8 protein-coding genes are annotated in these 10774 nt (G+C 71.6%); 6 read left to right on the plus strand and 2 right to left on the minus strand.

Translation table 11 applies throughout. The features are described from left to right. From E7Z54_RS22300 to E7Z54_RS22325, 6 genes are all read left to right on the plus strand, one after another. A partial coding sequence (locus E7Z54_RS22300; protein WP_240769847.1) for a class I SAM-dependent RNA methyltransferase occupies positions 1–1142 on the plus strand: 1142 nt, incomplete at its 5' end. A gap of 245 nt (positions 1143–1387) precedes the next feature. Further along, a complete protein-coding gene (gene lanKC / locus E7Z54_RS22305; protein ID WP_136436925.1) occupies positions 1388–4012 on the plus strand; it encodes a class III lanthionine synthetase LanKC in 2625 nt (874 codons plus the stop codon). Next, positions 4009–4143 carry a SapB/AmfS family lanthipeptide gene (locus tag E7Z54_RS22310; RefSeq protein ID WP_136436926.1) on the plus strand — a complete coding sequence of 45 codons (135 nt, stop codon included), beginning with the start codon at positions 4009–4011 and terminating at the stop codon, positions 4141–4143. The genes lanKC and E7Z54_RS22310 overlap by 4 nt, the downstream gene beginning before the upstream one ends. An 83-nt stretch (positions 4144–4226) precedes the next feature. After that, positions 4227–6242 carry a prolyl oligopeptidase family serine peptidase gene (locus E7Z54_RS22315; protein ID WP_136436927.1) on the plus strand — a complete coding sequence of 672 codons (2016 nt, stop codon included), beginning with the start codon at positions 4227–4229 and terminating at the stop codon, positions 6240–6242. Continuing rightward, positions 6242–7894, plus strand: coding sequence for an ABC transporter ATP-binding protein (locus tag E7Z54_RS22320; protein ID WP_136436928.1), 1653 nt, complete (start codon positions 6242–6244; stop codon positions 7892–7894). The genes E7Z54_RS22315 and E7Z54_RS22320 overlap by 1 nt, the downstream gene beginning before the upstream one ends. After that, a complete protein-coding gene (locus E7Z54_RS22325; protein ID WP_136436929.1) occupies positions 7891–9564 on the plus strand; it encodes an ATP-binding cassette domain-containing protein in 1674 nt (557 codons plus the stop codon). The genes E7Z54_RS22320 and E7Z54_RS22325 overlap by 4 nt, the downstream gene beginning before the upstream one ends. Before the next feature lie 11 nt (positions 9565–9575). On the opposite strand, the gene E7Z54_RS22330 is transcribed toward E7Z54_RS22325, so the two are convergent. Together E7Z54_RS22330 and E7Z54_RS23875 are read right to left on the minus strand one after the other, a co-directional pair. Continuing rightward, on the minus strand, positions 9576–10178 hold the full coding sequence (locus E7Z54_RS22330) for a response regulator transcription factor (protein WP_136436930.1): 603 nt from the start codon (positions 10176–10178) through the stop codon (positions 9576–9578). Positions 10179–10542: 364 nt separating this feature from the next. Beyond that, a partial coding sequence (locus tag E7Z54_RS23875; protein ID WP_206056475.1) for a hypothetical protein occupies positions 10543–10774 on the minus strand: 232 nt, incomplete at its 5' end.

Below are 10774 nucleotides of genomic sequence, written 5' to 3' on the forward strand. Positions count from 1 at the left end.
ACCGGGCACGCAAGGCCCGCGGCGCGTCCGCTGTCGGCCGGCGCTTCGAGGTCGAGGTCGGGCCGATCGCCCACGGCGGGCACTGTGTCGCGCGGGTCTCGACCGGTGCGGCAGCCGAGTCCCTGGTCGTGTTCGTGCGGCACGCGCTGCCCGGCGAGCAGGTGGTCGTCGAGGTCACCGAGGGCACCGAGGGCGACAAGTTCTGGCGGGGGGACGCGGTCGAGGTGATCCGTCCGTCGCCGGACCGGGTCGCCGCCCCGTGCGCGTTCGCCGGTCCCGGCAGGTGCGGGGGCTGCGACTTCCAGCACGTCGAGCTGGCCGCCCAGCGCCGGCTCAAGGCCGCGGTGGTGCGCGAGCAGCTGCGGCGGCTGGCCGGTCTCGACGTCGACCTGGAGGTCGAGCACGTGCCGAACCCCCTGGTCGAAGTGGTTGCGCAGCAACCGTCACCAGACCAAGGGCTCCGGTGGCGGACCCGCCAGCGCTACCTCACCCTGCCCGACGGCCGACGCGGCATGCGCAAGCACCGCTCACACGACGTGATCGCCGTGGACGAGTGCCTGCTCGAGGCACCGCGCGGGCCGTCGTACGACGTCCGCGGCCGGAGCTTCGAGGTGGCCGACCGCGGTTTCTGGCAGGTCCACCCTGGCGCGCCGGAGACTCTGGTCGACGCCGTCCTGGAGGCGCTGCGACCCCAGCCGGGCGAGTCGGCGCTGGACCTCTACGCCGGTGTCGGGCTGTTCAGCCGGTTCCTGCTGGAGGCCGTCGGTCCCGAAGGCCGGGTCGCCGCCGTCGAGGGCGACCCGACCGCTTCGGCGCTGTCGGAACGCAACTGCCCGCGGCTGCAGGCCACCGCCGGTGACGTCGCAGCCGTGCTGCGTGAGGGTCTCGACCCGGTCTGGGACGCGGCGGACCTGGTCGTGCTGGACCCGCCCCGGGCCGGTGCGAAGCGGGGGGTCGTGGAGCAGGTCGTCGCCCGCTCGCCCCGCGCGGTCGCCTATGTCGCCTGTGACCCGGCAGCGCTGGCGCGGGACGTGGCGATCTTCGCCGAGAACGGCTACTCCCTCTCCACGCTGCGGGCCTTCGACCTGTTCCCGATGACGCACCATGTGGAGTGCGTCGCTCTGTTGGAAAAGCGCCGCTGACCTGCGGAAACGTAGGTCCGTGAGCACTTCGCCGCTCATCGGAAGCGCGCTTATGGCGCGCGTTGGGACACCGGAGATGTTGCGGTGGCCATCTAGTCCGGCGGGCGCAGACGGACTCGCGGAGCGGGTCCGGCCAGGACCGGAGCATGTGCGTTCTCACGGCCGGGTGGTGACGCTCTCCACTACGGCTGGTCCGGAGGGCCGCCCACAATGACGTCGGGGGGGCCGATGAAGGGTCCGTGTACATGGATCAGTACGAGCTCTACTGCCTCGTCGACCGGTTGTTCTACGACACACCGCGCAACCGGGGCTCCGAGCAACCCGACTTTGCGGTCACCGCCCGTGCGGTGCCGGATGGCTGGGAGCACCAGCCCAGCGACGTCTGGATGAGCTATTGCCCGGCTGGAGCAGAGCTGCCGCCCCAGGGCTGGAAGATTCACCTCTCAGCCCGCCCCGACGACGCCGAGCGGGCGCTCGAGCACGTGTGGGACTACTGCGTGCCGCGCGGTCTGGCGTTCAAGTTCCTGCGCAACCTGGCCGTGCTGGTGATGCTCAACTCCAAGTCCGCCTTCCGTGGCTCCAGCGGCAAGCTGGCCACCATCTACCCCTCGGATGAGGCCGAGCTGGAGCTCACCCTCAAGGAGCTGGACGGGATCCTGACGGGTGTTCGGGGGCCGTACATCCTCAGTGACCTGAGGTACGCCGACGGTCCGCTGTTCGTCAGGTACGGCGGTTTCTCCGAGCGTCATTGCCTGTCGAGCACCGGCGAAAGGGTGCTCGCCATCGCCGACCACGAGGGCCGGCTGGTCCCCGACGTGCGCGGCCCGACGTTCGCGACACCGTCCTGGGTCAGGCTGCCCGACTTCCTCGAGCCGCACCTGGTGGCCCGAAGTGCGGTCACCACCAGCGACATGGACTACGAGATCGAGAGCGTCATCCAGTTCTCCAACGGCGGGGGTGTCTATCTCGGCCACCAGCGGACGACGGGGGAGCGGGTGGTGTTGAAGGAGGGCCGGCCGCTGGCCGGGCTCGACGTGCTCGGCCGCGACGCCGTGACCAGGATCGGCCACGAGCGTGCCATCCTGCACCGTCTGTCGGGGCTGGACGTGGTACCGGGACTGCGCGACCACTTCACGCTGGGGGACCACCACTTCCTGGTCGAGGAACTCGTCGACGCCAACCCCCTGCAGCGATTGATCGTCAACCGCCACCCGCTCACCCATCCGGACGCGACCGACGACGAGCTGAGGAGCTACGCCGACTGGGCCGTCGAGACGCTCGGGCGGGTGGAACGGGCGGTGGCGGCCCTGCATCTACGCGGAGTGGTCTTCAACGACCTCCACCCGGACAACATCCTGCTGGCCGCCGACGACCGGCTGGTGCTGATCGATTTCGAGGTGGCCACCCTCGCCGACGAGCAGACCCGCTCAGCGCTCGCACACCCGGGATTCGCCGCACCTGCGGACCGGCAGGGCGTCGATGTGGACCGTTATGCCCTCGCCTGCCTGATGCTCGCGATCTTCGCCCCGCAGACCACGATGCTGCTTCAGCTGTGCCCGGCCAAGGCGGTGCACCTCGCCGACCTGGTCGCTGCGACGTTCCCCGTGCCCCGGGCCACGCTCGACCCCGCGGTCCGCACCATCCTCGGTCCGCACTCCGCCGACGACCCGGCGATGGCCGACCTGCCGATGCCCGGGGTCGCCCCCTGGACCGACGTCCGCGACGCGCTCGGCAGGGCGATCGTTTCCAGCGCCACACCCGACCGCGACGACCGGCTCTTCCCCGGCGACATCGCTGCGTTCCGGCCCGGGGGCGCGACGAGCCTGGTCTGCGGCGCAGCGGGGGTGTTGTATGCGCTCGCCTGCACCGGCGTCGGCACGCTGCCGGAGCACGAGACCTGGCTGTGCGACCGGGCCCTCGACCCGGCGGCGGACATCGGCTTCTACGACGGCCTGCACGGCGTCGCGCACGCGCTGGAGACGCTCGGGCACCGGCAGCAGGCGCTCGACACCCTGGAGGCCTGCGCACTCCGGGCGTCGGCCCGGCCCGCGCACGATCGCGAGCTCGGCCTGTACTCCGGCCTGGCCGGGATCGGACTGAACCTCCTGCACTTCGCGGCGACGACGGGCGAATCCGATCTCACCGACCGCGCCACCGGGGTCGTCGACGTCGTGGCGGACCGGATCGGCGGACCTGACGACGTGCCGCAGACCAGTGGTGAGGGCCTTCCCCGAGCGGGACTCATGTTCGGCTCGTCCGGGCCTGCACTGCTGTTCGTGCACGCCTTCGAACGCACCGGCGACCCTGGTCTGCTGGATCTGGCCTCCATCGCCCTGCGCCAGGACCTGCGGCGCTGCGTCCGCGCTGACGACCAGACGCTGCAGGTCAACCAAGGCTGGCGCACCCTTCCCTACCTGGAGGAGGGGTCCGCGGGGATCGCACTTGTCCTCGAGCGCTACCTGAGGCACCGACCAGACGACGAGCTGGCCACATCCCTCCGACCGTTGGCGCTGGTCGCCCGGTCCCGGTACTTCGTCCAGGCCGGACTGCTGATGGGGCGCGCCGGGATCATCGCGGCCGAGGCGAGCCTCGCCCGGTCCGCAGGAGGACCTGCCAGCACACCCGGTGCCGTGACCGCCGAGCTGGTCCGCGGGCTCGGCTGGCATGCGCTGCCGTACGCCGGCGGGCTGGCGTTCCCCGGCAACCAGCTGCTGCGCCTGTCGATGGACCTGGGCAGCGGCACGGCAGGCGTCCTGCTCGCGCTCGGCGCCGCGCTCGGCGAGCGGCCCGTGCACCTCCCATTTCTCGGTCCGCCCGAAACCCTTCGGGCGGAGTGCTTCGATCGCAGAGAGGAGGTGAAGACACCATGACGCTTCTCGACCTTCAGGGTTTGGAGAGCCCCGGCGACTGCGGCGGCAACAATGGCGGTGGCAGCACGCTGACCGTCCTCGGCTGTGGCAGCGCACGACCCAGCAACCTGAGTGCACTGCTTTGTCACTGACCGTGACTGTCCGCAAGTGACGTCGGGTCCTGGACCGACCGCGCATCGGTGCAGGACCCGACCTCGCCTCCGAAGGGAGGGTGGTGAACAGCATCGTGACGACCTACCCCGTCGCTGTGCGGGACACCATGGTCGAGCGCCTGCACGGCTACGCCGTGACGGACCCCTACCGATGGCTCGAGGAGCCCGACGCGCCAGCGACCGTGGCTTGGAGCGCGGCGCAGGACGCCTTGTGGCACCGGTCGGCCCGGTCGCTACCAGGACGAGACCGCTTCCGCGCCCGGATCAACGAGCTGAGCGGCGTCGGCATGGTCGGCGAGCCGACCTGGCGTGGTCGACGTCGATTCTTCCTGCGCCGGACGGCGCAGCAGGACCATGCGGTGCTGTATGTCGCCGAGGTCGATGCCGAGCCACGCATCCTGCTGGACCCGATGGAGCTCGACCCGTCGGGCCGCACCACCCTGGACGGCTGGCAGCCGGACGCCGACGGTCGGCTGCTCGGCTATCAGGTTTCCCGCGGCGGGACCGAGGAGGCCGAGCTGTTCGTGCTCGACGTCGACACCGGTCGGTTCGTGGACGGTCCCCTCGACCGCTGCCGCTACTCGCCGGTGGCCTGGGTGGCCGGTGGATCGGGGTTCTTCTTCGTCCGGGACGGTCAGGTCCGTTTCCACCGCATCGGCGCGCCGGGCGACGTCGTCGTGCTCGGCGAGCCGTCGAGGTACGGGCTGGAGATCAGTGCCGACCAGCGCTGGCTGACGATCTCCAGGCTGCGCGGGGCAGCCAACGACCTGTGGCTCGCGGACCTCTCCGACGGCACCCCGGAGTCGATGCAGCTGAGCGTCGTGCAGCACGACGTGGGCGCCCGCAGCGTGGCGACGGTCGGACGCGATGGCCGCCTGTACGTGATCACCACCCTGGGCGGGGCGAGCGGCAGAGTGTTCGTGGCCCGACCGACCGACCCGGGGCCCGACCACTGGCAGGAGCTGGTGCCTGCCGATCCCGCGGCGCCGCTGACCGACTTCGCGATCCTCGACGGCCCGGAGCTGCCCCGTCCGCTGCTGTTGGTCGGCCGGATCCGGCAGGCCGCCAGCGAGATCCACGTCCACGACCTGCGCTCGGGGGAGTGGCTCGGCACCGTGCCGCTGCCCGGTCTCGGCTCGGTCGGCACGATGACCACCCACCCCGAGGGCGGCCACGAGGTGTGGTTCAGCTACACCGACAACACGACGCCGGGCGCCGTGCACCGCTACGACGCGCGCACCGGCCGGACCACCGTGTGGGCCGAGCCACCGGGCACGGTCGATCTGGCAGACACCGAGGCCCAGTGCCTCACCGCGACGTCGGCCGACGGAACCCCGATCGCGATGACTGTGCTCACCCGGACCGGCCACGAGGGCCCCCGGCCCACCCTGGTCTACGGGTACGGCGGCTTCGGCGTCTCGCTGACTCCGACGTACTCGAGCCTGGCGCTCGGCTGGGTCGAGGCCGGCGGTGTCTTCGTCACCGTCAACGTGCGTGGCGGTGGAGAGCATGGCGAGGGTTGGCACGCCTCAGGTCGGTGCGAGCGCAAGCAGAACGTGTTCGACGACTTCATCGCGGCCGCCGAGTGGCTGGTCGCGCACGGGTGGACCACGCCGGCCCAGCTCGGCATGCTCGGAGAGTCCAACGGCGGCCTCCTCGTCGGGGCAGTCCTGACCCAGCGACCGGAGCTGTTCGCGGCCGCGGTGTGCGCGTCACCAGTGCTCGACATGGTGCGCTACGAACGGTCCGGCCTGGGCCCGAGCTGGGTCGACGAGTTCGGAAGTGCGAGCGATCCCGACCAGCTGGGCTGGCTGCTCGGCTACTCGCCGTACCACCGGGTCCGCGACAGCGTGCCCTATCCGGCGGTACTGTTCACCGTGTCCGAGGGCGACACCAGGGTGGACCCGTGGCACGCCCGGAAGACGTGCGCGGCGCTGCAGCACGCGACGACGAGCGGCCGCCCGGTGCTCCTGCGGGTCGAGCGCGACGTCGGCCACGGCCGATCCGCGGTCAGCCGTGGCGTCGCGCTGGCGGCGGACACGCTGGCCTTCCTCGCGGCATACACCGGGCTGACGTGATGTCCCCGACCTTCCGCGGAGTCGTCCGACAGGGTCGCGGCTGGGTGCCGCTCATCGGTGTCGCCGCGCTGCTCGGCAGCCTCGCCACGCTCGCCCTGCCGACCGTCCTCGGTCGAGCCGTGGACTCGATCGTCGCGGGCGGCGCCAGCGATCACTGGTTCGTGGCCGCCTGCGTGCTGATCGCCGTGGGGGTGCTCAGCGGGCTGGTCGACAGTTACGCCGACGCTGCCTGTGCTGCCGGCGGCACTGCGTGGCTGCGGCGGAGGCTGGTTGGCCAGGTCCTGGCCGCGGGCCCGCACGGCACCCGCGGTCTCGACACCGGTGACCTGGTCAGCCGGGTGTCGGGGAGCGCCGTCGACGCCGGACAGGCCGCACCCGTGTCGGTGACCGCGGTGGCGACCGTGCTGCCGCCCGCAGGAAGCCTGGTGCTGCTCGCGGTCATCGACCCCTGGCTGGCCGCGGCGTTCCTGGTGGGGGTGGTGGGCGTCCTGGTCGTCCTGGCGGCGTTCTCCCGGAGAACCACCGAGATCAGCCAGGCGTACGCCGTGACCCAGGGCCGGATCGCGGCCCTGCTCACCGAGTCGCTAACGGGGATCCGCACGATCGCCGCGGCCGGCACCGTCCAGCGAGAGCGGGACCGGATCCTGCAGCCGTTGCCGGAGCTCCACCGCCAGGGCGTGCGGACCTGGCAGGCACTAGCCCGGTCCGGCGCTCAGGCTGCCGTGATCGGGCCGCTCGTGCTGGTCAGCGTGCTGGCCGCCGGCGGGCTGCTGCTCTCCGAGGGGCGGATCACCGCTGGCGAACTGTTCGCCGCCGGTCAGTACGCCATCCTCGGCGCCGGCCTCGGCAGCCTCACCGGCGTGCTGGGCGAGCTGGCCCGAGCTCGCGCCGGCAGTCGACGTGCGGACGAGATCGCCGGCCTCGAACCGCTGCGGTACGGCGCCCTGGACCCGGAGCCCGGGCCGGGACGGCTCGACCTCGTGGGCGTCACCGTCGACGGTGACGACGGCCCGCTGCTGGCGGACGTGAACCTGTCCCTGCCCGGGGGCACGACCGTCGCCGTCGTCGGGTCGAGCGGCGCCGGAAAGTCCGTGCTGGCCGCGCTCGTGGCCCGACTCCGGGACCCGGACCGCGGTCGGGTGCTGCTCGACGGCGTACCCCTGCCCGAGCTGAGCCACCACGCGTTGCGGACCGCGGTCGGGGTCGCCTTCGAACGCCCGGCCCTGTTCGGCACCACGGTCGCGGCTGCCATCGGCGCCGGAACCACCGACCCCGACCGGGTCGTCGAGGCGGCGCGCGCGACGCACGCCCACGACTTCGTCAGCCGGTTGCCGGCCGGTTACGACACCCCCTTGAACGAAGCGCCGCTCTCGGGTGGTGAGGCGCAGCGGCTCGGCCTGGCGCGTGCCTGGCACGCGGACCGGCTGCTGCTGCTGGACGACGCCACCTCGAGCCTGGACACGGCGACCGAGGTGCAGATCAGCAGCACCCTCACTGCGAGAGGCGACCGCAGCCGCTTGATCGTCACGCACCGGGCGGGAACCGCGGACCGCGCCGATCTGGTCGTCTGGCTCCACAGCGGCCGCGTGCGCTCGGTCGGCATGCATCGCGACCTGTGGTTGGAGGAGGACTATCGGAGGGTCTTCGGATGAGGAGGGAGCTGGAGGTCGGGATCCGGTCGCTGCGCGGCCGGCCGGTGGTCGCCTTGGCCCTGTGGTCGGTGCCGGAGATCGTGCCGACGGCTGCCTACGGCATCGCGGTCGCGCACGCCGTTGACGACGGATTCCTCGCCGGGCGGCCTGCGACGGGGTTGGCCTGGCTGGGCGCGCTGGCTCTCGCCGCGGTCGTCGGCGCGATCGGAACCCGTCAGGTCTACCTCCGTCTGGGCGGGTTGGTGGAGCCGTTCCGCGACGACCTGGCCCGACGCGTGGTCTCCGGCGCTCTGGCCCGCGGAGCGGCCGGCAACCGCGACGACGGCGCGGTGTCGCGGCTGACCCGGCAGGTCGAGATCGTCCGCGACACCTATGCGGGTCTGGTGCTGGTGGCGCGGACGCTGGTCGTCACGGTCATCGGCGTGACCACCGGTCTGCTCTCCATCGCCCCATTGGTCGCGCTGCTGGTGCTACCGCCGTTCCTGCTGGGGCTGGCCGCCTCCCTGGGCGTCATGAGCATGGCCGCAGGGCGAGTGCGGGACTCGCTGCGAGCCGACGAGGAGGTAGCGACCTGCGCCACGGCCGTGTTCTCGGCGCTTCGCGACGTCACAGCCCGGGGAGCGGAGGAGTACGCCGCCAGGCTGGTGGACGGCCCGATCGGCGATCACGCCGCGGCGGAGCGCGCGCTGGCCCGGGTGGCGGTGGTGCGGACGCTCTGCTTCGTGGTCGGCGGCTGGGGCCCCTTGGTGGTCCTGCTGGCTGCGGCTCCCTGGCTCGCCGACCGCGGACTGACCGCCGGTGCGCTGCTCGGCGGCCTCACCTACGTGTTGGTCGGACTGCAGCCCGCGCTGCGAACCGTGCTGGCCGTCCTCGGTGACAATGGCCTGCGGTACGTCGTCACACTGGGACGGATCCTCGATGCCGGGGCATCGCCCGCGTCGCAACAGCAAGGTTCCCCGGTGACGCCGGGGTCTGACGTCGCCCTCCGCCAGGTCACCTTCGCCTACGGCCCGCACTCAGAAACAGTGGTGGACCGGCTCGACTTGACCGTCGCGCCCGGGGATCATCTCGCCGTGGTCGGGCCCAGTGGCATCGGCAAGTCGACGTTGGCCGGGCTCGTCTGCGGGCTGTTGACCCCGACCGCCGGCGAGGTCTTGCTCGGCGGGGCACCGATGGCCGGGCAGCCGGTCGAGCAGCTGGCGACCCACCGGGTGCTGATCCCCCAGGAGGCGTACGTCTTCTCCGGGACGGTGCTGGACAACCTCACCTATCTGTGTCCCGACGCTCAGGCTGCCCACATCGACCTGGCCGTCGAAGCGGTCGGCCTCGCCACGTTGGTACGCCGGCTCGGCGGGCTCGCCGGGCAGGTGCGTCCCGGGGACCTCTCGGCGGGCGAACGGCAGCTGGTTGCGCTCACCCGGGCCTACCTGTCGCCCGCCCCGCTGGTGGTGCTCGACGAGGCGACCTGCCACCTGGACCCGGACGCGGAGCGGCGCGCCGAGGAGGCCTTCTCGGCGCGCGGCGGGACCCTGGTGGTGATCGCGCATCGGATCAGCTCGGCGATGAGGGCCCAGCAGATTCTGGTCCTGGACGGTTCGAGCGCGACAGTCGGCGACCACGATTCGCTGCTGCAGGCCTCTCCGTTGTACCGAGAGCTGGTCTGCCACTAGTCGACGGCCGATCAGATCCAGCCGGCAACCTGAGCCTTCCTGATCGCCTCGATCCTGGTCCGCGCGCCCGTCTTGGCGAGGATGTGCGAGAGGTGATTGCGCACCGTGCCGGTGCTCAGCACCAGGGCCCGGGCGACCTCCTGCGCCGTCGCGCCCGTGCTGACCAGGCTGAGCACTTCCCGCTCGCGGCCGGTCAGCGGGTTGTCGCCCGCGGTCAGTGCAGCCATCGCCAGCTCGATATCCACCACCGGCCGTCCGCGGGAGATCCTCCGCACAGCCTCGACCAGTTGATCCGGAGATGCGTCGTTGGCGATCAATCCGACCCGTGGCGCGGACCGGACCAGTCGGCGCCCGGTGGGAACGAAGGTCTGCCGCTCGAACACCACCAGCACGCTCGGGGCCGACACCTCGTGGCACAGCTGGTCGAGATCGTCCGACCCGGCCACGAACTGGTCGAGCACCACGACCGTCGGGCGCTCCCGCACGGCGGAAGACATCAGGTCGTCCGGCTTGGCCAGCTCGCCTACGACGTACAGATCAGGCTCCCTGGACAGGATCGCGGACAGCGCCCTGCCGATGAGCGTGTTGCGATGCCCCAAAAGGACTCGGATCACCCCTCCTCCCTCCACCAGCCGGCGCGGAACCGCGCTGGAAGTACGAAGACCTGCTGGTCAACGGGAGACGAGACCCGAGGTCATCCGACTCACGGTCAGCCTGCGCCGGAATTGGCCGAAGCAGCCATGCGAAAGTCGATGCACGTCAAGCGTATGACTTGGGGCTTCGGAGTGCGTGACCAAAATTGAGCATCTCGTCCCCGACTTTCGAGCTCGCAGCGGGGATGCTTGAACGGTGTGGGCCCGCCGCGATGCGGTGATGGGCGTGATGCTGAGATGCAGTGCAGTCTCGGCCTGCCATGAGGAGTGGCTTGCACTTCACCTGTGGGGTGACTTCGTCCTCCCGGGCTGCCGAGTCCAGCGCTCACGGCACGGACGCCGGCGAGGCGGCGCGCAGCCGTTCGACGGTCAGGCTGCGCTCGTCGTGGTCGCGGACCACCCTCCGCGATGCGGCGCACCACACCGGAGGCCCGAAGCCGAACCTGTGGAGGAGCGTGGCGTGCCGGGGTGGTTGCGGGGGTCGTGCCGGGCGCCGTGTCAACGGCGTCCGGCACGCCCCCCAGCGACTATCGGCGGCCGGGTCCCAGCATTCTCTG

Source organism: Nocardioides sp., assembly GCF_004803405.1.
GTDB lineage: Bacteria > Actinomycetota > Actinomycetes > Propionibacteriales > Nocardioidaceae > Nocardioides > Nocardioides vastitatis.